Below are 23,461 nucleotides of genomic sequence, written 5' to 3'. Positions count from 1 at the left end.
TTGTAATCACTCAAATTCAAACTTATTACTTTCATAATATTATGAAAGCAATAAGTTTAGTTTTATTTGAAATGAAGTTCAACACCCAATTTAGCATTTTTTTTGATTGTCATCAAATTATTTACCTGCTCTTTTTCTTGCGTTCTCTGTTAAGAGTATTTTTCTTAGACGAATAGATTCAGGTGTTACCTCTACATATTCATCTTTTTGGATGTATTCTAAGGCTTCTTCTAAAGTAAAGACTGTTGGAGGTGCTAATTTAGCTTTATCATCGGCACCTGAAGAACGCATATTTGTAAGTTTCTTCGCTTTAGTTACATTAATAACCAAATCATTCGCTCTAGAATTCTCTCCTATTACCTGTCCTTCGTAAATATCTTCCTGTGGAGCAACAAAGAATTTTCCTCGGTCTTGAAGTTTATCTAATGAGTAAGCAAAAGTGGTTCCTTTTTCCATAGAAATCAATGATCCACTCATTCTCCCTGGAATTTCTCCTTTTACGGGTGCATAATGCTTAAAACGGTGATTCATAATTGCCTCTCCAGCAGATGCAGTAAGTAATTGATTTCTTAGCCCAATGATTCCTCTTGAAGGAACTTCAAACTCTAAAAGCATACGGTCTCCTTTTGGCTCCATAGAAAGCATTTCACCTTTTCTTAAAGTAACCATTTCAATTGCTTTACCCGAAGTAGTTTCTGGAATATCGATGGTCAATTCTTCAATTGGCTCACATTTTTTCCCGTCTATTTCTTTTATAAGAACCTGTGGTTGTCCTATTTGAAGTTCATACCCTTCTCTTCTCATCGTTTCAATAAGAACAGATAAATGGAGTACACCACGCCCATAAACAATAAATTTATCAGCTGATAAACCTGGCTCTACTCTAAGGGCAAGATTTCTTTCTAGCTCACTTTCTAATCTGTCTTTGATATGTCTTGAGGTTAAGAATTTTCCTTCTTTTCCAAAAAACGGAGAATCATTGATTGTAAAAAGCATACTCATTGTAGGCTCATCGATGGCAATAGTAGGTAAAGCATCTGGATTTTCGAAATCGGCTACAGTATCTCCGATATCAAAACCTTCTAATCCTACAATTGCACAAATATCTCCTGCTTCTATTTTATCTACTTTTACTCTTCCTAGTGCTTCAAAAACAAAAAGTTCTTTGATTCTTGTTTTGGTTATAGAACCATCTCTTTTGCAAAGACTTACTTGTTGTCCTGTTACAAGTCCTCCTCTTTTAAGTCTTCCTACAGCAATTCTTCCTGTGTACTTTGAGAAATCTAATGAAGTGATTAACATTTGGGTAGAACCTTCTTCAATTTTTGGAGAAGGAATTTGGTCTAAAACCATATCCAAAAGTGGCGTAATATCCTCTGTCGGATTCTTCCAATCTTCACTCATCCAAGATTGTTTTGCAGAACCATAAACACATGGGAAATCAAGTTGATCTTCTGAAGCTCCTAGTTGGAACATTAAATCGAAAACCATTTCATGTACTTCATCTGGTCGGCAATTTTCCTTGTCAACTTTGTTTACCACTACAATAGGTTTTAGCCCTAGCTCAATTGCTTTTCCTAAAACGAATCTTGTTTGTGGCATAGGACCTTCAAATGCATCTACTAAAAGTAGTACACCATCAGCCATATTGAGTACACGCTCTACCTCTCCTCCAAAGTCGGCATGGCCTGGAGTATCGATAATGTTGATTTTAATTCCTTTGTATTCTACGGATACATTTTTAGAAAGAATGGTGATTCCACGCTCTCTTTCAAGGTCGTTGTTGTCTAATATTAGATCTCCACCTTCGCCCTTGAGCTCATTGCAATGGAATAATATTTTATCTACCAAAGTTGTTTTACCATGGTCAACGTGAGCGATAATCGCTATGTTCTTGATGTTCTTCATTTTCTTGTCGCTGTATAATTCGGCAAATATAATAAGAACAAACTATTGTATGGCAAATTATTCTATTAAGAAAAGACTTATTTTCTAGTTTTTAATGTTTATGGCCTATTTTAATCAAAAAAAAAGCTTGATACTTTATCGGTATCAAGCTTTTTTAAAAAAATACTTTATGATTTATTCTCTTCCTTTCACCATTTTATGAGTTACTGGAAGTTGATCTTTAAAGTTTATTTTCAGGTGATATACTCCTTTTGGAAGTTCTGTCAAATCGAGTTTGATTTCTTTTTCATCTGATAAGATCATTTCTTTTTTCATCAACTGACCAATAGAAGAATATATTTCTACATTTTCTACTTTTTGATCGCTCGTGTTTTTGATAAAGATATAATCATTTGCTGGATTAGGAGAAATCGATACTTCTTTCTCAAGTTCATCTAAACCAATAAATGGCGTTAGGTCAATAGTATCAATATCTGTAGCTTTACATCCATGTGTATTTGTTACAGTGAGGGTTACATAATACACTTGAGGATTTTGGAAATGATGTACTGGCGTTGCTAATGATGAAGTATTTCCATCTCCAAAACTCCATTCATAAGTAGAGACTCCAGTGGTACTATTGCTAAACTGCATTGGCGATTGAAGCCCCAGTGGTGATAATAGTTGGATATCTGCTTCAGCTATTCTAGATACAATACTTTGCTGAACGGTATCTGAACCATAAGAATTTGTAGAAATTAAGCTAATATTCTGGATTCCAGAAGTACTAAATTGGTGAGTTGGATTTTGCAAAATAGAAGTTGTTCCATCTCCAAAATTCCATAACCAAGATGTAGGATTATTTACCGAATTATCGGTGAACGTAAATATTCCTCCACACTTATCAATTTCCGCAGCACTAAAAGAGGCTACTGGTAAGAGTATTTTCTCTTTAAGGATTATGGTATAGTCCTCAATTTCTCCATAATAGATATTGTCACAAGGACCCGAAATATTATTATCATCAACATAGACTCTTAATCTTACCTCTTGTTCTGTCAAATTATTTGGAACAATAAAGGTCACATTATAAGATCCATTCCCATTAGTTTGAGAGCCAATTTGCTCTGAGATATCAAAAACTCCATTTCCGTTATAATCTATCCAAGCCTTGAAATAATCAGCATAATTGGATGTGGTTGTAACTTGTAATGTGTAAGTATCTCCAAGGTATAAAGTGGTTGAATCTGAACAGGTGTAATCATGATAAGCATTAGAACCTGTTCCCGCTGTAGTTTTCGATATATTTCCTAAGTTCACAGAAGCGATATCATAGTTTGTATAGTTATAGAATGTGGATGGTGTACAGTTTGCAGGACCAGGACCATAAACTGAATTAACAAGTATACTTGTACTCACGGTATCGCATCCAAAATTATTACAAGCAATCAATGTAGTAACATAGGCTCCCGTACTTGCATAACTATGTGTTGGGTTCGCTAAAGTAGATGTTCCACCATCTCCAAAATCCCAACTATATGATGTAGGTGTATTTACAGCATCAACGCTAAATCCTACAGCTCCAGAACAGCTTGTGATTAATGAATCTAAAATAGATGCACAAGGTGTATTCTCAATATTAAACGACAACATAACTGGAGTATAAGGCGTTACAGGATCATTTGAATAAAGCGGAATAGAACCTGTGTATTGCCCATTGGTTAACCCAGAAGTCAATATCCATTGTGTAATGTAGGTAGAATCACCTTGAACGAGGTAGTTGGCAAAAGAATTTGCTCCACTTGAAATCGCAAAATCATCAATGGTCCATACATCATAAGAAGATCCACTATGTGTGGTTTGTCTAATTCTTATTTTGATAGAATTACCTACTAAAGCTGCTGGGATTTCTTCTGCAAAGTAATTAAACAATCCATTAAAATTATTAGCATTAGCAAGGAAATTCCAAGTACCGGTACCGTTCAACTGGTATTCAACTCGTAAATACTCTCCTGATTCAGGATCATTACAAGAACCTATTGTAGCTGCTTTATAATAGAAAGTTATAGAATCCCCTGCATTTGGAATAAATAATTTACTTCTTACTCTTCTTGTTCCACTTCCTGAGTAGGTAAGCCCTTTCGTTCCTGTATGGAAACCACAACTTCCGTTAGGATACACTCCGTAGCCAAACTCAAAGAATCCTGTAGAGTAGTTTAAGTTCTCAAAGTCTTCAGAGAAGCTGTTATTGGTATTATTTCCATAGAATAAAGTATCGTTTCCATTATTGTAAACCCAGAATCCTACTTGAACAGAATCTACACAACCCGAAACAGTTTGTGTCACCGTTGATGGATTTATATCGATGTCTGGTGCTCCTGTTGCGAGTCCACTTAAACAGATTTTTTGTGTATCTATAGAATTAATGATTGATAGCGTATCCGTAAATGTCCCCATTACCAATGGTGAAAACTGTACCATTACTTTTGCCGAGTCATTCGCAGGAATTGTTGCATTACTGATGGTTACACCAAAAACAGACAATTGAGTTTGCAAAGAGTTTACGGTTAAGTCTGCACAACCTGTATTATAAAGGTAGAATGAATCTACTAAAGTAGTTCCCTGAGGAGTACTTGGGAAATTAACACAAGTAATATTTGTGGTAGGTTCTGCTTCTCCTATTACCGTAAAAGAAATAGGTAGAGAATCACTTGGATTTTGAACAATATTAGTTCCAAAAACTACATTTGCGTCATACGTTCCATTAGACAATCCAGACCCATTGAGAACCACATTGAATGTTGTAGAATCATTTGCTGGAACGTAGATAGAATCCACAGATGCTGTTGCCCAATCTACAGGTACACCACTTCCAAGAGAAACATCATCTAAATAACTGTGATCTGAAGAACTGTGTCTCCCTATATGGATTCTTTGAATTCCTTGTGTACTATAGTTCCCTGACCAAAACCCTAGATTTACATAAATCAACACGCCATCAATATATACATCCATCTTGCGAGTTGTATAGTTAATGTTTTTTATTTCAAAATGAATCCAATCCGTATGGTTTGCTGGTGAGAAGTTATAAGTAGAATTTCCAAAAACTCTATACTTGTTAGAAGTTTTTGAAACGGCAATCACTTCTTGACCTGATGCATTTCTAAAACTAATATAGTTTGTAAGTCCTGAACTGGTACTGTTCCCCTTCATTTTAAAACTTATATAGTCAACATCCATAGGTGAACTAAAGTTTTTTAATAAAGGATTAGAATTGATTCCTGCACTAGATGCCAATAATTTTAAAGATTTACTTCCTGAGGCTGCAATACTGGTACTCACCTGATAATGATTGATAGAATTATTGAGCCATCCTTGAGTATTAAAATTCTCAAATCCTTCAAAAAATCCTGTTCCATTACCATTTCCTAAACCTGTATTAGAAAAAATATCCACCGTTGACTCAAGAGAACCTAAACCTGTGTTATAAACGGTTACTGGTACGATGATAGAATCATTACATCCAAAAACTGTATCAACAATACTTGTTGGGTTAAATGAAATAATTGGAGCTCCAGTGCTTACTCCATTCAGATAAACAACAGAATTCATATCATTATTATAAATAGTAACAGAATCATTAAAGACTCCCACATTTGCTGTAGAAAAAGTAAGAATTGCTGTATCCGAAGAATAAGGCAATATCGTTACTGAATTTAGACTTGAGCCAAAGGCAATATTTGAGAACACCATTGAATCTATAACTAAGGTGTCACATCCAAGGTTTTCTATTACCAAGGTATCATAAGAGCTATTCCCTTGTTGAATTGTATCAAAATTTATAGAAGATACATGTTCTATTTGTGGAGCTCCTGTTATCTCATAACTAATATACACGTATGAACTAGCGTTCAATGAATCATTAGAATTTATCAGAATAGAGTCTAAATAAACTCCTGTAAGTAAATTCTGAGAATTGGAATCGAGTGCTAAACTCAAATAAATAGAATCTGAAGGTGCAATCGTATCACTAGATAAAGAACTTGTGAAAGAAGCATTAAAATTATTATTCTGAAGGATGTGATGAACTGTAATACTCATCAGCTTTCTTGCACTACTATTTAATGTATAGTAATCATATCCTAAATAATAAACATTTCCTGTTCCTATAGATCTTACACCCGCAACAGAACGTCCACCGTAATTTGCAAATGACTCGTAACCAGTATTCGAAATATTATTAGCATAAGTAAGATTAGCTAAAGATAAATAGTTTGAGCCCATATTTGTTACAATAGGGTGATTTCCTAATAATTGAACACTTGCTCCACTTGTTGTAGAATAAGATAATGAATTAAACAAACCTAAAGCATTCATTCTGTAATTTCTATTCCCTAAATGGATAACCTGCCCCCCATTGTTCACATAGTTTTGGAGTGTCGCAGAATAAGAATTCAAGGTAAAATTCGAAAGTGTAGCTTCTCCGATAATTAAGAGATCAACATCTTGTAAACTTGAAGTTGTCAATGTATATGTGGTGTCATAATCAACTCCTGCTGGCAATAAGGTATCCATAATGGCATTCACATTCGTTCTTTCTGTAGAACTAACACCACCAACAAAAAATCGAACTTTTTCTAAGTCACCTCCATCTGTATTTAATACTAAATCTCCTGTTCCATTATTGGAAATCAATACAGAATCTGACCAAGTTCCTGTACAAGAAAATACCGCATTAAGGGTATCGGGTTGGATATTAATCTCTGGTGTTTGCTGCACATAAACGTTGTGAAACATCGTATCTGTAGAAAAACAATTATCCACAATCAATCTAACATTTTTAAGACCACTAGAGGTATAACTTTTCGTCGGATTTTCCAACATAGAAGTTGTTCCATCTCCAAAATCCCATAGCCAACTATTGACTAAAGCACTAGAGTTATCTGTAAATTGTACTGGAGTGTTGTAAGGCGGAAGCGTATCTGATACAACAAAATTAGCCGTCGGGTTCGTTGAAGGAACTACAGAAGTCCAGTTTACTTCAAAACCATCTCCTACTCCAGAATAATCTGAAGTAAAACGTATAAACATCGATCCGCTATTTGCTGTAACGGATGAAGGAATTGTTGTTCCATTTGCACTAAGTAATAAGGTACCTGTTGCATCAATACCATCATAAACCCTAAAGTAATCACAACATGATTCCATATCAAAAGATGAAAATGAAAGTGTTACTGAGTTTGCACATCCTGGGTTGATCAAAAAGTTACAATTTGTGTAATTTGAATAGTTTCCTGTTGGTCCACCTTGATCAAAAAGAGTTCCTACAGGAGAATTTGTAGAATCGTCAGAACACAAAGTATACACACTAGATGCTTGTACATAGTTTGGAATAGATAAAGTATCCGTCCCATAAGAATTTGATACGATAAGCTGGACATTATATTGTCCAGGACTATTGTATGTTACACTTGGCTGGAAAGCAGTACTCGTTGCTGGCGTTCCTCCAGGGAAGGACCATTGATAAGAGGTTGGTAAATTCTGCGAGACATTATTAAACGTCACCGCCGTACCTGTTGACACATTTGTGTTATTTAAGTTAAAACCAGCTATTGGTGGGTTTGTATTTGGCAATAATTTAATTCGATAATCTCTATATTGCCCATAGGATACTGATAAACAAGATGTATCTAAACTAGAATTTGTACTCAACACACGCATTCTTAACCAATTTGAATAATTTGGATTCGAATGGTTTAAAATGACATTAACTCCTTGATTTGGCGTATTTCCATAAATACTAAAAACTTTTTCATCATCAGAAAAACTTCCAGAATTATCATAATCAATCCATATCTTTTTATACGTAAAGTAACTGTTATTTCTTATTCTTAAATTATAAGGAACTCCCATTGTAAAAAACTCATTATAGTCACAAGTTTTGTCCAAATAGATGTTTGATGTATTTTGATTATCTATTAATGAATCAAACTTAAAATAATGAACACCATATTGCGATGGAAATGAAATATTTGGATTACAAGTTGTACTCACAAGTGATCCTAAATTTTGTACTTCTATTAAATCATCAATCAATAAAGTATCCGCTGATGCTCCACAGGTACCAGATCCATTCACAATTAACTGCACATCATAAACTCCAGCAGAAGTGTAAGTGTGTGTAGGGTTAATTAATGTAGAAGTTGTTCCGTCACCAAAACTCCATAAGTAAGAAACGGCATTTAAACTACTATTTGTAAATGAAACAGTAAAAGGAGTACTACAAGAATAAGTATTATTGGCAGAGAATGATGCCGTAACTGCATTAGAGAAAAGCGTTCCTACTCCCACAGCATACCATGCATTTGTAACAGACATTACCTCTTGAGAACAAGCTCCGTAAAGATCTATTGCAGATTGAATAGATCCTGCTCTAGCCGCTGCATAGTTTGAAGATGTAGTAAGGTAAACACTTAAATTTCTATAAGCAATGGCTGCGGCTTTTTGCATTCCTATTCCAGAAATATTATAGGCATTTCCGTTATCATTCATACCTGTTCCTCCATTTACAAGAAGGTAGAACCAAAAATTTTGTACTCCTGAATTTGTGTGAACACCACCATTATCAGCAGAACCTGTAAACCAATTTGTTCCTTGATAAGTATCTGGATCTCCATACTGGTTTGGGTTTGACATATTTCTTAAAGCACCAGATCCTATAAAAATCTGCTCACCGATCAAATAGTTTGCAGATGCTGAATCTGCAAAATAATCTACACATACTCCAAAAATATCAGCGAAAGATTCATTTAATGCTCCCGATTCATTTTGGTAAATCAGATTGGCGGTATGTTGTATTACTCCGTGGCTAAATTCATGACCAACAACATCAACTGTTACAAGCGGATTTAAATTGATTCCATCTCCATCTCCAAATGTAAGTTGTGTTCCATCCCAGAATGCATTGTTAAAATCTACATCATAATGTACTCTAGAATTAATTAAACTGTTATTATCATCATAAGAGCTATGGTTATGTTTAGAGTAAAAATAATTATAGGTTTTCTCTACTCCGTAATGAACATCTCTTGCTGCTTTATCTTGATTACTGATAACAGACCAATAATTATCCGCATCTGTAAAATCTTGCTGTGTTGTTGTTGTTTGGTTCATATCCCATGTGCGGGTTCCTCCACCTAAAGAAGAACGCAATCTGTAATTCCCAGGTGACACAGAATCTGTAGTGAAATTTTTAACACCACTATATAAAGTCGTTCCAGAACCATTTACATCTGTATGCATTATTTGATCATGCTTTCCTAAATCGCTCCCGTCCTCTGCATCTATAAAGATATGATATCTAAATAAAGGACTAACAGAATAAAGATCTATTTTATAAGCATAAAAGTATTGACCATCTCCTTTTGGATACACCACCAATTCTGGCATAGTTGGTGGGATTTGTTCATTACATTCCCATTGATATTGATCTGATGGATATTTTCTCATTGCGATATGCAAAGCTTCATCAGAACTTAAAGAAATCTTATTCTCGGTTTTTTTTATATCTTCTAGATTCCCATTTACTAAATATAGTCCTCTTGTATTGTAATGAAAAATTATTTCACTCCCTATTACCGTATATTCTTTATAAGTCTGGTGGTATTTTTTGTGGATAAAGCCTAACTTATCTTCTTTTTCTTTTTTTAATTTCCAAGTTAAGCGGTTTTCTATTTGATTGTTTTTTATGAACCAATCAAAACTTTCTTTTTCGCTATTTAGAGCCGTCAAGTCACACTTTTGGTGTATTTCCTTACTCTGAGCGGTTAAATACGATGTACTTAACACAAAAAACAAAGCCGTAACCATAAAGCTCTGTATGCTTATTTTCCTCATAATCGATTATAATTAATTCAATTACAAATATAAGGAGAACATAACATAGTTTTGTGAAAAGTTTTATAAAAAAATGATTTTAACAAAAAAAGGAGCATGAACCAAATCACACTCCTTAAATAATATTTTAAAACAAAAGTATTTTATAAATACATTTTCATATTTTTCAAGATTCTTCCTTGAATATCTTCAACATCTGCTTTTACAAAATTTTCTCCCATGAGTTGTTCATAAAGCTCAATATAGCGATTGGAAATTTCTTCTATCTTAGCGTCGTTCATTTCAGGAATTTCCTGCCCTGTTTTTCCTTGAAAACCATTCTCTATTAACCACTGGCGAACAAATTCTTTAGAGAGTTGTTTTTGTTTTTCATTCTGGTTTTGTCTTTCATCATACCCTTCGGCATAAAAATATCTTGAAGAATCTGGGGTATGAATTTCATCTATCAGACGAATTGTTCCTTCTTTATCTTTCCCAAATTCATATTTTGTATCTACCAAAATAAGCCCTCTTGACTGTGCGTATTCTGTTCCTTTTTGGAACAATCTACGGGTATAATCTTCTAGAATCAAATAATCCTCTTCAGACACAATCCCTTGAGAAAGAATTTCTTCTCTAGAAATATCCATATCATGTTCACCGTTATCTGCTTTAGTTGAAGGTGTAATAATTGGATTTGGTAATCGATCATTTTCTTTCAAACCTTCTGGAAGCGCTACCCCACAAAGAATCCTCTTCCCTGCTTTGTATTCTCTCCAGGCATGTCCTGCTAAATATCCTCTGATGACCATTTCTACCTTAAAAACGGTACAAGCTGTACCTACACTGATATTAGGATCAGGATTATCCATTAACCAATTAGGACAGACCTCTTCTGTCATTTTTAAGAATTTACTGGCAATTTGATTAAGAATTTGTCCTTTAAAAGGAATTCCCTTGGGCATTACTACATCAAATGCCGATAATCTATCTGATGCAATCATGATCACTTGATCATTATCTAGGCTATAGACATCACGAACTTTACCACGGTAAAAATTCGTTTGATTCTTGAACTCGAAAGTATGGCTAGTGAGTGCTTTCATCTTCTTTATTGTTGTAGGCTTTTATAATTTTCTTAACTAAAGGATGTCTTACAACATCATTTTCATTTAGGAATATTTGTGAAATTCCTGGGATATCATTCAAAATATCCATTGAGGCTTTTAGACCTGATTTTTGTCTTTTTGGTAAATCTATTTGAGAAATATCCCCCGTAACAATGAATTTGGCATTTTTCCCCATTCTTGTCAAAAACATTTTCATTTGCTGGGGTGTTGAGTTCTGTGCCTCATCTAAGATAACAAAGGCGTTATCAAGGGTTCTTCCTCGCATAAAAGCTAGTGGAGCAATTTCTATCACTCGATCATTAATATACCTTTCTAAGGCTTCTCCAGAAAACATATCATGCAAAGCGTCATAAAGCGGTTGCATATAAGGATCGAGTTTTTCTTTCATATCTCCTGGTAGAAATCCAAGATTTTCTCCAGCCTCAACAGCGGGTCGTGTAAGAATTATTTTCCGAACCGTTTTGTGTTTTAAAGCATTGACAGCAATAGCAACAGCCGTATAGGTTTTCCCTGTTCCTGCAGGTCCTATCGCAAAAATAAGATCATTTTTCTTACTCGCTTCCACCATCCTTCTTTGGTTAGCGGTTCGAGCTTTTATCTTCTTACCTCTCGAATGTACCAAAACCATATCGTCTGCCACAAGGATATCGTCGCCATCATCTGTTATCAAACGCTCTATCTGATTTTCTGTAAGAGAATTATATCTTTTATAGTGTTTGATCATTCTATGAATTTTCCCTTCAAAAACCTCAATAACACTATCTTCTCCTTGACAGGTAATCACATTTCCTCTTGAGAATATTTTCAATTTTGGGAAATAGGTTTTAATGAAATCAATTTTTGCATTATTGGCTCCATAAATCACAATGGGTTCAATATCTTCAAGCAAGATTTTCTTTTCTATCAACTGCTAATTTTTTTTTTTGTAATTTCGTTCTTGTTTTTTCCAAAAAATTCCTTTTGAAGGAAATCGTTTGCAAATTACTAAATTGTAGAGAAATTTCGTTTATAAAACCCTTAGGATTTGAATAAAAATAGTGTCATTACGCTAACGACTGATTATGGAACCAAAGATCATTTCTTGGCTGTTCTGAAAGCTAAAATAATACAGCAAAATCCTAACGCTCAAATAATTGATATCTCACATGAAATCAATCCTTTTCAAATTCATGAAGCAGCCTATATCCTTTCAAATGCTTTTCATCATTTTCCTAAAGGCAGCGTGCATTTAGTGGATATTGACTCAGAGAAAACAGAAAAAGTTAATCATATTGCCTTCAAATACTTAGGACATTATTTTGTAGGTCCCAATAACGGTATTTTCTCCATGATGATGGAGACAGAAAAATTTGAATTTCTCACTACACTTTCTATTGATAGAATCATGGATTTTCATCATGTAGTGTTCCCCGCAAAAGATATTTTTGTAACTGCAGCAACCCACCTTTCAAAAGGTGGAACTTTTGAAGTTATTGGGCATTTAGGTGGAGAATTGGTTCACAAAAAACCACTAACTGCAAGTTTTACAAACAAAGGAAGACAACTTATTGCAAATGTAATTTACATCGATCGTATGGGAAATGTGATTCTCAATATCAAAAAACCCTATTTTGAATCCTGCCGAAGCGGGCGATCTTTTTCAATCACCTCCTTTAAAAAAGGGGCGGCAAGATCTAATAGATTACAAGGAAGAAAACTTACAACAGAATTGGCTGAAATAAATCACTCCTACAGCCAAAATCCAAAACAGGAAGGAGATGTTATTGCTATTTTCAACTCATCAGATTACTTGGAAATTGCAATATCACGCCATGACGCAAACCTTATAGGGGGTGCGGCACTTATTTTGGGATTAAAATATGGAGATTCCGTTCAAATCAATTTTTATGATTACTAGAATAGTAAAGCTGAGTATTAAAACTGAGCACAGAGAAGCGTTTCGTCAAATATTTTTGAAGAAAAATAGTTTGATACAACAAAACCCTGGATGTCATGGGGTAAAAATGACTGAAGACCTTCATCATCCTGGGGTATTTTTCACCATTAGCCAATGGGAAAACGAAGAAGCGCTCAATGCTTATAGAAATTCCGCTTTATTTGGCGAAATTTGGCCTCAAGTAAAAACTATGTTCTTTGCTAAAGCAGAAGCATGGTCCACTGAAATTTGTAACTAAAACGAAACTATGTTTCCATTATTTAAAAAAGAAATCCAAGTGTTCTTTAGCTCCTTGATTGCCTATTTGGTTATCTTGGTGTTCTTGGTGCTCAATTCTCTTTTTCTTTGGATTTTCCCTGGAGAATTCAATATCCTCAACAATGGTTTTGCCAGTTTAGAAAACTTATTTCTCTTGGCTCCATGGGTGTTTTTATTTTTAATTCCTGCCATTACCATGCGTTCTTTTTCTGAGGAAATAAAAAACGGAACCTTCGAGCTTTTGATTACCAAACCTGTTACAGAGGTTCAGATTGTTTTATCAAAATTCTTTTCGTCCCTTTTTATTGTTTTCTTGGCAATGTTGCCTACTCTTATTTTTCTCTACACTATTTTTCAATTGAGTTTTCCTGTTGGAAACATTGATTTAGGAGAAAATATGGGATCTTTTATTGGACTTCTTTTCTTAGCTTCCTCATATATTGCTATTGGTATCTTGAGTTCTTCTCTTAGCCAAAATCAAATTGTAAGCTTTATTCTTTCTATTGTTCTTTGCTATATCTTTTATTTAGGTTTCGATGCATTTTCCTTACTTTTTGACAGTCAGACAGCAAATTGGATTGCTCAAATTGGGTTTAACTATCACTATACATCACTAAGCCAAGGATTGATAGATTTTTATAATGTGAGCTACTTTGTAGTTTTCTGTATGATATTGTTGAGTATTACCATCCTTAAAATACAAAGTAGAAAATGGTAAAAGGAACCCTAAAAAAACAGCACCTCACGAGGTTTGCTCTTCTTCTTGTTTCAGGTTTAATTTTCTTGACAATTATGTCAAAGCTCAACCTGAGAATTGATCTAACATCAGACCAAAGATATACGCTTTCTGATGAGACCAAGGAAGCCATCAAAAACTTAGATCAAGTAGCTTTTATTAAAATATACCTTGATAATGAGTCTTTACCAGCAGAACTTTTAAAACTAAAGCGTGAAAATCAAATCATGCTACATGAGTTTAGAGCGATTAATGGTTTAGTAAATTTTGAGTTTTATGACCCACTTAAAGATAAAAACGCTAAAGATAAAAATGCAATTATAAAATCATTAAGTGCCAAGGGAATCATACCCACCACTATGCTTATATCTGAGGAAGATGCCATGAAGGAGCAAATATTTTTCCCATGGGCATTGCTTACTTATAATGGAAAAGAAATAGCCGTTCCTCTTCTAAAGTCGAATGCTACAGCTTCTCCATTAGAAAATCTTCAGAACTCAATAAATGCTTTGGAGTACGAATGGATGAATGCTTTCAAAAAAGCACAATCTGGACATAAACCCTTGGTAGGTTTCCTGAGAGGACATCAAGAAATGGATCGCATTTTCTTAAAAGATATTCAAAAAGATTTAAGAGAAAATTATGATGTTAAAGAAATTGATTTCAGAAAAATTGATTTTGAAAATGAAGCGCCCGAAAAGGCAATCAAAAAGAAATATAATTTATTAAATCTCTTTGATGTATTGGTAATTGCAAAACCACAAGGGCGATTTACAGATTTAGACAAATTTTTGCTAGATCAATATATCATGAATGGCGGAAAAGTTCTTTGGGCACTAGACCCTGTACAAGCCGAAATGGACAGTTTAAGCTTTAGTGGAGAAACCATTATTTACCCAAAACGGGAGCTCAATATTGATGATATGCTTTTTAAATACGGAGCAAGAGTAAATACCGATATTATAAAAGATATTAGCGCTGCAAAAATTCCTATCCAAACTTCTATGGATCAAAATAGACCCAGATTTAAATTGTTTCCTTGGGTTTATTTTCCGATAATTTTTCCCGAAAAATCACACCCAATTACAAATAATCTTGGAACGATAAGAATGGAGTTTGCTTCTTCTGTGGACACCATTATTACAAAAGGAATTAAAAAAACAATTCTTTTAAAAACCTCGGCAAATACGGGAGTAAAACAAACACCTTCACAATTGAAGCTTACTACAGCTTTTCAACAACCAAAACCTATTGATTTTAGAGCAGGACAAAAACCACTTGCTGTTCTCTTAGAGGGAAAATTTGAATCCTATTATAAAAATAAGGTTAAACCTAAATTTGATATAGATATTGCTGAAAAAGCTAAAGAAGACAACCGTATGATCATTATTGGTGATGGAGACATTATCAAAAACCCAATAAACAAAGGAAATCCTGGTATTTTGGGCTATGATCGATATGAAAACAGAATGTATGCCAATAAGAAATTCTTAATCAATTGTATTGATTACTTGGCACAAGATCAAAATATCATCAAACTAAGAAACAGAGATATAAAAATACGTTTACTAGACAAACAAAGAATCAAAGCAGAATACAATTATTGGCAAATGCTCAATACGCTCATTCCAGCAATAATTCTCATTGTTTTTGCGTTAATCTCTCATTGGATTAGAAAAAGAAAATATACTCGATAAACACCCAACCGAAAAGATGAAAAAAAACTTATTAATCCTTCTCCTTATTCTTATTGGAGCTTTTGTAATATTCTACCTCATTAAAAGAGATGGCGATACTTCAAGAATCGATCGATATGATTTCTCCATTGCAAATATTGATCAAGTAGATAAAATTGTCATTACCTCAAAAACGCCCAATGTGGCTACGCTTGAAAAAATCGATACAAAAAGCTGGAAACTAAATGGAAAATATATTGCCAATAGAAATATTGTTGGAAACCTTTTGGAGACATTGAATAAAATGCAAGTAAAACATCCTGTTCCTAAAAATCAAATGGATGGTGTTTTAAAACAAATGGTTACAAGTGCCGTAAAAGTGGATGTATATATCAAAAACAAAAAACTCAAATCCATTTATATTGGGAAAGATACTCCAAATCAAAAGGGAACTTTTATGATGATAGAAGGAGCAAAAGAACCTTGGGCTGTATTTATCCCAGGACATGATGGTTTCCTAAGCGGAAGATTTTTTACAAACGAAAAAATGTGGAGATCAAAAAGAATATTGGATTTCCCTGGAAATGATATTGCAGAAATAAAAATGGAGTATCACAAAGAAAAAAACGCCAGTTTTATCATAGATAATTCAAACGATAAGCCAATTCTTAAAAATCTTTTGGGAGACAAGAAAGAAGGAAATACTACTAAACTTGGAATGTATATCGGGAGTTTTAAAAAGATTGCCTGCGAAGGTTATATTCACGAAATGGATCCTGTACAACCCAGCCAAATAATGAATATGCCAAAAGCCTTTGACTTGAGTATTCTCACTAAGGATGGAACAAAAAAAACAATCACCGCTTTTGAAAAAAGTAATTTGAAAAAAACTGATGACGGTAGAGGTTTTTACCAAGTAGATGACAGAGAACGATTCTATGCAACCGATGGTGAGTCATACTTTATCATACAATTATATGTGTTTGATAAGTTACTTAAAAAAGTGGGAGATTTTAAGTAATTTTGTCTAGATAAATTAATCATTATGTCAGGAGCTGTTGTACTTATTACTATCTTATTTTTAGGAATGGCATTTGCCGGAATAGGAATCAAGTTATTGGTAAAAAAAGATGGAAAATTTTCAGGAACCTGTGCTTCACAGAATCCACACCTTAACAAAGAAGGTGAAAGTTGTAGTTTCTGTGGTGCAGACCCAGAACAAAAGTGTAAAAACGCTTAATACCTCAAAAATGAGTTTTTAAAAAATAGAAAGTACCTAGGTACTTTCTATTTTTTTATTTATACAAATCACTATAAGGGCATTCTCAATAAAATTCTAATTTTCATCGAGTATGTCAGTTCGAGTGAATTTTCTGTAGAGTAACGAAAGAAAATTTTTATCGAGAACCCATTTCATCTATCAAAAACATTGCGATTTAAAGGTCTTTTTCTTATCTTGCGTAGGTTAAAATTTTTAAAAATAATTTATGAATTCAACTACAAAGCCGAATTTTTTTGATAGTAATGTCTTAGGACATCCTGCAGGACTTTTTGTATTATTTTTTACAGAGATGTGGGAACGTTTCTCTTTCTACGGAATGAGAATCCTTTTAGTAATATTTTTAACGGCAGCCATAGATGCTTCCAATCCAGGTTTCGGAATGCCTATTGAGCATGCAACCGCTGTTTTTGGAACCTATGCCATGTTGCTCTACCTCACCCCTATTGTAGGTGGAGTTATTGCTGATAAACTTACAGGGTATCGTTGGGCTGTAGTTATTGGATCTATTATAATGACCCTCGGTCACGTTGCTATGGCTATAGAAACACCGCTTTGGGTGTATATTGGTCTTGGTCTTTTGGTCATTGGAACAGGTTTCTTTAAACCTAATATGACCTCCATTCTTTCTGAAATGTATAAAGAAGTTCCTGAGAAAAAAGATGGAGCATATACCATTTTCTATATGGGTGTAAACGCAGGTGCTTTCTTCGGAATGATGCTTTGTGGATACCTTGGTGAAAAAATAGGTTGGTCTTATGGTTTTGGACTTGCAGGTATTTTTATGTTGCTTGGAACACTCCAATTCTGGCTTGCCAAACCTCTTTTCGGAAAAATAGGCGATGTACCTTCAAAGGTTTATGAAGTAGAACCAGAACAAGGAATCAATGAAAAATCAGAGGATTTTGAAATTGAAAAAATGGATCAAGAAACTGAAGAAAAGGGACAAAATCCTTTTACCTTAGTGGATAAAATTCTCATTGTTTTTTCATCTATTATTGGATTAGGTTATGCCATAAACGACCCTTTATCTAAGATTGCAAAGATTGACTTGTTCGGGTTTGCCTCTACAGAAACTTTGGAAGGACAATATGTGATGGCACTTATTGGGCTAGTAGCTTTTCTATTTTTAGTAATCTCAAGACTTACAAGATACACTGCCATTGTTAGAGACCGAATGATTGCAGTAATTATCTTCGCATTCTTTACCGTTTTCTTCTGGCTGTCCTTTGAGCAAGGAGCATCTTCATTAGTTCTTTTTGCAAGAGATTCGGTAAACAGAACTCTCTCTGGTAATGCAGCCATGACTTTTAAAATTATAAATACTCTTCTTACAATAGTTCCATTATTGTTAATTTCTTATGTCTTATTCCTTTTAGGTAAAAAGACTTGGAAAAAAATTCCTGCTTCAAACATTATCCTAATCATAACCTTCTTGGGTGTTTGGGCAGTAGCCATCTGGATGCTTCAAAGAGATTTTGCAGAAGAATCAGCGACAATTGCTGTATCATGGTTTTCTATCCTAAACTCTTTCTTTATCATTGCTTTTGCTAATGTATTCTCAAAATGGTGGGAGTCTAAATACAATCCATCTGCCGCTGTAAAATATGGTTTAGGTTTGATAATTATGGCTGTAGGTTTCGGATTACTTGCTTGGGGATCTCACGGACTAGAACCAGGAATGAAAGTATCGATGATATGGCTAATCTTAGCTTATTTGTTCCATACATTGGGTGAGCTTTGTTTATCACCAGTAGGTCTTTCTTATGTATCTAAGCTGGTACCGCCAAGGATGATTGCCTTTATGTTTGGAATGTGGTATCTGGCAATTGCCATTGGAAACAAACTAGCCGCAGTAGCTGGGGGACAAATTGAACATATTACCAAAGAATATTCATTGAGTGTGTTCTTCCTTATCTTTACTATTGTACCTGCACTTGCTGGTTTGATTGTAATAGCCTTGAACCCATTACTAAAAAAATTGATGCATGGAGTAAAATAACTTTATGTAAGCGAATAGTCTATAATGCCATCCGATTTTCGGGTGGCTTTTTTATTGATCATTACCAATTTTAACAAAAACCAATACAGTAAAAATCATAAACAACCTACACATTCTAACACAAATGGGTAAATTTGTTATAATTACTATAAAACGAACTAACTATGTTTAAGAAAATTTTATTAACACTTGCACTTTCAGCAGGTCTAGGAATAGCAGCAAATGCTCAAACTGTTGAAGGCACAACTACCAAGGCAAAAACAGAAGTTTCAGAAAAGAAAAAATGTGCATCAAAGAAGTCTTGTTGTTCAAAAAAAGCAGAAAAGAAATCTTGTGCTTCTAAAGAAGCACATGCTCATGCAGATAAAAAAGCTTGTCATGGAAAAAAGACTACTGCTGAAGCAAAAAAATGTTCATCTAAAAAAGCTTGCAAAGGAAAAAAGACTTCATGTAAAACTACTGCACAAGCTGATGTAGCAAAAAAGTCTTGCAAATCTAAAAAATCTTGTAAAGGAGAAAAGAAATCTTGCAAAGGAAAAGCATAACTTCTTTTTAATACCAACTTGGTCATTGAACACCAAAAAAGGTATAAGACTTAAAAATTATAGGCAGGTTGTAGAAACCTGCCTTTTTTTATGCCTCCCAATGCCTAATAATCCATTTGCCGTTGTATATTTGCTCTGATTCGAAAATGATAGATAAAATATGAAACTGGTCAGTATAATAGTACCTGTATATAATGTTGAAAAATATATAGAAAAGTGTCTTATTTCTATTCAAAACCAAAGCTATAAAAATCTAGAAATCATCATTGTGAATGATGGAAGTCCAGACAATTCACAAAAAATCATTAATCAATTTCTAAAAATAGATGATCGTTTTCTCTGTATCAATAAAGAAAATGGAGGACTTTCTTCCGCCAGAAATACAGGAATAGAAAAAGCTACAGGAGATTATTTGGCTTTTATAGATTCAGATGACTGGATAGATGAAACGATGATCGAAGATCTAGTGAAAACAGCTACCGAAAATGATGCCCAAATAGCCATTTGTAACCTAAGTACAGACTGGGAAAGCGGAGAAAGTAAAACAATTCTTAAACAAGGAACTGCATATCCTGATGTTATTGATACCAAAGAATTTGCTGATGCCTACACAAGTTTAAGCTGTTTTGCTTGCAACAAACTTTTCGAAATGCAACTATTTAAGACCAATGATATCCATTTCCCATTAGGGCTTCTTTTTGAGGATATTGCCACCTTTCCAAGGTTGTTTTTTAGGTCAAAAAGAATTGCCTTTTTAAGAAAAGCACCTTATCATTATATCGTGAGAGCTGGTGCCATTACACAAACTTTTAAGCTGAAAGGGTTAGATTATCTCAAGGTTACCCAATTGGTTTCAGATGATATTAATCAATTTCAAAGAAATCAATTTAGAGCTTTCGAAAAAGATTTTTTGATTAATCATAATTTCTTTAGTCTTTCTATAAATTGTGGATACTTAGCTAAAAACGAAGATCGAAAACAAGCTTTCGATACCATAAAAGAATACTACAAAGAAAAAAACATCACTTGGAAAGATATCAAAAAAGCGGGATATCAAGACCGTACTTTTTGGCAAGATCGTTCTCAAGCGCAAAGAATGTATTACCGACTCTTTTGGTTCGGATTTCCCATTCTAAATTTTGCTCTTTCAATGTTTCATAAATTTAAAGGAAAATAGACTATGTGTGGAATCTTTGGAACCGTACACCTCAATAATATCGACAAAAACGAGGTTAAAAAACAAATGCTACATCGTGGACCAGATGCCCAAGAATACATGGAAAACTCTGAAGTCTTTTTGTATCATTTTAGACTTTCTATCGTAGATCTTGCAGGTGGAAAACAACCTTTTTCATTGGGAAAAATGCATTTGATATGGAACGGAGAAATTTACAACCACCTAGAGTTAAGAGAAAAATATAATCTACAAGGTCAAACACATTCTGACACAGAAACCATTCTTTTGATGTATCAAAAAATGGGACTCAAAATGCTGGAAGAATTTGACGGTATGTTTGCCATCGCACTTTATGATGAGGAAGCTAAAAAGCTGTACCTCATTAGAGATCGAGCAGGAAAAAAACCAATATTTTATACGCAAACAGAAAAAGGATTTGCCTATTCTAGTGAACTCAATGCCCTTCAGGCTGCTGTAGGATTTGAAATAGATCAAGAAGCAATCAATAATTTCTTGGAACTAGGATTTTTCTATAGAAATGCGTCACCCTACCAAGGAGTAGAATGCTTAGAAGGTGGACAGGTTTTGGAATATGATATCCAGTCCAAAACCTACCAAAAAAGCACTTGGTGGGATATTCATCCCTATTATTTAATATCGGAAAAAACACTCAGTTTTGAAGAAGCGCTAAACCAAGTAGATGAAAAACTTCGCCAAGCGATAAAAAGACGAGTTGATTCATCAGATTTGGAAGTTGCCGCTTTTTTGAGCGGTGGAATAGACAGTGGATTAATCACCGCCATTGCTTCAGAATTTAGTCCTACTTTAAGAACTTTTACAGTAGCATTTGATGGCACTTTTGACGAAAGCTCTTTAGCAGAGTTAGTCGCCCAAAAATATGGAACAGACCATACTACTATCCGTATTTCCTTTGATGATCTTGAAAAAGATATCGAAAAAATCATTCTTCAATACGGCTTACCTTTCTTTGACTCTTCAGCAATTCCTAGTTATTATGTTTCACGAGAAGCAAAAAAACACGTAACTGTAGTGCTCAATGGAGATGGAGCCGACGAACTTTTTGGAGGGTATCGTCGTTTTGTTCCTTTTGCGAAATATGACTTCTTTAATACTCCAAAACCCATTAAATCTTTAACCAAAGGACTGAAAACCCTTTTGCCTGTTTCTCATAATAAGAAAAGCTTGTACAATTACTTTTATCGTCTTTTGAACCTCATTTCTCAAAATCAAAAAGATGTGTATCTAGCTTCTACTTATGATTTGTTTCCAGGAATTGAGGATGTTTTCATTAAAAAACCTTTAAACCAGAACCTAGAAGATGATTTTCAAAAAATAGCCAAAGAAAAAGTTTCTGGCTTAGACAAAATCATGGAACTTGATTTTATTGGTCCTCTGTTTGGAGATCTTTTGGTCAAAATGGATATTGCCACCATGGCTCATTCTCTTGAAGGAAGAAGCCCTTTTTTGGGGAAAGAACTTTTAGAAATAGCTCCTACCCTTCCTGATCACTACAAAGTGAATGGAAAAACAACAAAGCATATTTTAAGAGAACTTGCAAAAAAATACTTACCAGAAGAACTCATTAACCAACCCAAAAGAGGTTTCGAAATTCCTTTAAAGGATTGGGTAAATGGGGTTCTAAAAAATAAAATTGACAGCTATTTACTCAAAGAGGATGCTTATTTCCTCAATTTCATAAAAAAAGATACATTTTTAAAAATTTACCATAGAAAATTAAAACTTTCAGAAGAACGAAGAACCAAAATTCTTTATTTGCTTTTTGTTTTAGAAGTATGGCATACTCATCATTATAAAAAATGAAAAAACTATTAATACTCGTAAACTCCGATTGGTTTTTCCTTTCTCACAGACTTCCGATAGCCAAAGAAGCTATTTCCCAAGGAATTGAAGTCCATATTGGAACCATTAATACAGGTAGAAAAGCTGAAATTGAATCTCATGGGATTATTTTCCATGAATTACCAATAGAAAGAGCCAGTACAGATCCGTTTACTGAGCTAAATACCTTATGGGCATTTTATAAGCTTTTCAAAAAAGTAAAACCCGATATTTCTCATCATATTACACCAAAAGCCGTAGTTTATGGTGCTGTTTGTGCAAGACTCAGAAACGTTCCACAAATAAATGCCGTGAGTGGTATGGGATATCTTTTTACTTCGGGAAGACAGAGCAAAGTAGCCAAAATGCTCCTTAAATTACTCAGTTTTGGTTGGGGAAACAAAAAACAAACGCATGTTATTTTTCAAAACCCCGATGATCTTGAACAAATGAAATCTTATGGACTTCTACATAATGTGGAGACTACCATCATCAAAGGTTCGGGGGTAAATTTAGATGATTTTTCATATACGCCACTACCCACAACCAATCCAAAATTATTGGTTCTACCTGCCCGAATGCTCTTTGATAAAGGAATAAAAGAATTTAAAAAAGCGGCTAATATACTTCAGGAAAAATGGGAAGGAAAAATAAAATTTATTTTAGCTGGAAAGCTAGATGATGGAAATCCCTCAGCGATCTCAAAAGAGGAAATAGAAAGCTGGAATATTCCCAACTATTTTGAATGGGTTGGATTCCAAAAGGACATCAAAACCTTATTACAAAAAAGCTATATCACTGTTTTGCCCTCTTACCGAGAAGGACTTCCGAAATCTCTAATAGATGCTTCTGCCATAGGGCGACCTTTGGTAACCACAGACACTAATGGTTGCCGTGAATGTGTCATTGAAAATTACAATGGAAGTATCGTTCCTGTACAGTCAATCACAGAATTAGCAACAGCCATCGAAAAAATTGTAGAAAATAAAGAATTGGCTGAGCAAATGTCAATAAATTCAAGGAAATTCGCCGAAAATAATTTTTCTATAAAAAAGGTTGTAAAAACGCATTTAGAATTGTACTTTCGTTATATATGACTT

The 23,461-nt window shown here is 34.2% G+C and carries 15 protein-coding genes and 2 pseudogenes; 11 read left to right on the top strand and 6 right to left on the bottom strand.

Going from position 1 to position 23,461, the window contains the following annotated elements; translation table 11 throughout:
- Nucleotides 1-117 precede the first annotated feature (117 nt).
- The 6 genes and pseudogenes from typA to N4A45_12125 all read right to left on the bottom strand — a co-directional run bounded on the left by typA (nucleotide 118) and on the right by N4A45_12125 (nucleotide 11,799).
- Nucleotides 118-1,908: a translational GTPase TypA gene (gene typA, locus N4A45_12150; protein ID MCT4665971.1), complete on the bottom strand. Its 1,791-nt coding sequence runs from the start codon at nucleotides 1,906-1,908 to the stop codon at nucleotides 118-120.
- 174 nt (nucleotides 1,909-2,082) lie between these two features.
- Nucleotides 2,083-7,800: a PKD domain-containing protein gene (locus N4A45_12145; protein ID MCT4665970.1), complete on the bottom strand. Its 5,718-nt coding sequence runs from the start codon at nucleotides 7,798-7,800 to the stop codon at nucleotides 2,083-2,085.
- Nucleotides 7,801-8,010: 210 nt separating this feature from the next.
- Nucleotides 8,011-8,265 (bottom strand): annotated as a pseudogene (locus N4A45_12140) (PKD domain-containing protein).
- A pseudogene (locus tag N4A45_12135) lies at nucleotides 8,242-9,756 on the bottom strand (M4 family metallopeptidase). The pseudogenes N4A45_12140 and N4A45_12135 overlap by 24 nt, the downstream one beginning before the upstream one ends.
- Before the next feature lie 170 nt (nucleotides 9,757-9,926).
- Nucleotides 9,927-10,868: a phosphoribosylaminoimidazolesuccinocarboxamide synthase gene (locus tag N4A45_12130; GenBank protein ID MCT4665969.1), complete on the bottom strand. Its 942-nt coding sequence runs from the start codon at nucleotides 10,866-10,868 to the stop codon at nucleotides 9,927-9,929.
- The gene (locus N4A45_12125) at nucleotides 10,852-11,799 is read right to left on the bottom strand and encodes a PhoH family protein (protein ID MCT4665968.1); all 948 of its coding nucleotides are present in this window, start codon (nucleotides 11,797-11,799) and stop codon (nucleotides 10,852-10,854) included. The genes N4A45_12130 and N4A45_12125 overlap by 17 nt, the downstream gene beginning before the upstream one ends.
- A gap of 117 nt (nucleotides 11,800-11,916) precedes the next feature.
- Between N4A45_12125 and N4A45_12120 the strand changes: the two genes are divergently transcribed.
- The 11 genes from N4A45_12120 to N4A45_12070 all read left to right on the top strand — a co-directional run bounded on the left by N4A45_12120 (nucleotide 11,917) and on the right by N4A45_12070 (nucleotide 23,458).
- On the top strand, nucleotides 11,917-12,789 hold the full coding sequence (locus tag N4A45_12120; protein ID MCT4665967.1) for an SAM-dependent chlorinase/fluorinase: 873 nt from the start codon (nucleotides 11,917-11,919) through the stop codon (nucleotides 12,787-12,789).
- On the top strand, nucleotides 12,779-13,066 hold the full coding sequence (locus N4A45_12115; GenBank protein MCT4665966.1) for an antibiotic biosynthesis monooxygenase: 288 nt from the start codon (nucleotides 12,779-12,781) through the stop codon (nucleotides 13,064-13,066). Before N4A45_12120 ends, N4A45_12115 begins: the two co-directional genes overlap by 11 nt.
- Nucleotides 13,067-13,075: 9 nt before the next feature.
- The gene (gldF, locus tag N4A45_12110) at nucleotides 13,076-13,804 is read left to right on the top strand and encodes a gliding motility-associated ABC transporter permease subunit GldF (GenBank protein MCT4665965.1); all 729 of its coding nucleotides are present in this window, start codon (nucleotides 13,076-13,078) and stop codon (nucleotides 13,802-13,804) included.
- Entirely contained in the window at nucleotides 13,798-15,519 is a 1,722-nt protein-coding gene (gene gldG, locus N4A45_12105) for a gliding motility-associated ABC transporter substrate-binding protein GldG (protein ID MCT4665964.1), read from the top strand. Before gldF ends, gldG begins: the two co-directional genes overlap by 7 nt.
- Nucleotides 15,520-15,535: 16 nt before the next feature.
- Nucleotides 15,536-16,519, top strand: a complete 984-nt coding sequence (locus N4A45_12100; protein MCT4665963.1) for a DUF4340 domain-containing protein — start codon at nucleotides 15,536-15,538, stop codon at nucleotides 16,517-16,519.
- 24 nt (nucleotides 16,520-16,543) lie between these two features.
- Entirely contained in the window at nucleotides 16,544-16,738 is a 195-nt protein-coding gene (locus tag N4A45_12095; GenBank protein ID MCT4665962.1) for a membrane or secreted protein, read from the top strand.
- Nucleotides 16,739-16,985: 247 nt separating this feature from the next.
- Nucleotides 16,986-18,779, top strand: coding sequence for a peptide MFS transporter (locus N4A45_12090; protein MCT4665961.1), 1,794 nt, complete (start codon nucleotides 16,986-16,988; stop codon nucleotides 18,777-18,779).
- Nucleotides 18,780-18,943: 164 nt separating this feature from the next.
- On the top strand, nucleotides 18,944-19,324 hold the full coding sequence (locus tag N4A45_12085; GenBank protein ID MCT4665960.1) for a hypothetical protein: 381 nt from the start codon (nucleotides 18,944-18,946) through the stop codon (nucleotides 19,322-19,324).
- A gap of 160 nt (nucleotides 19,325-19,484) precedes the next feature.
- A complete protein-coding gene (locus N4A45_12080) occupies nucleotides 19,485-20,501 on the top strand; it encodes a glycosyltransferase (GenBank protein MCT4665959.1) in 1,017 nt (338 codons plus the stop codon).
- A 3-nt stretch (nucleotides 20,502-20,504) separates the two neighbouring features.
- On the top strand, nucleotides 20,505-22,343 hold the full coding sequence (asnB, locus tag N4A45_12075) for an asparagine synthase (glutamine-hydrolyzing) (GenBank protein MCT4665958.1): 1,839 nt from the start codon (nucleotides 20,505-20,507) through the stop codon (nucleotides 22,341-22,343).
- Nucleotides 22,340-23,458: a glycosyltransferase family 4 protein gene (locus N4A45_12070; GenBank protein MCT4665957.1), complete on the top strand. Its 1,119-nt coding sequence runs from the start codon at nucleotides 22,340-22,342 to the stop codon at nucleotides 23,456-23,458. The genes asnB and N4A45_12070 overlap by 4 nt, the downstream gene beginning before the upstream one ends.
- The last annotated feature ends 3 nt before the right edge of the window (nucleotides 23,459-23,461 follow it).

Source organism: Flavobacteriales bacterium, from assembly GCA_025210805.1.
In the GTDB taxonomy this organism is placed as follows: Bacteria; Bacteroidota; Bacteroidia; order Flavobacteriales; family CAJXXR01; genus JAOAQX01.
Note: the sequence above shows the minus strand (reverse complement) of the source record. Positions and strands in the feature narration are given on the sequence as shown.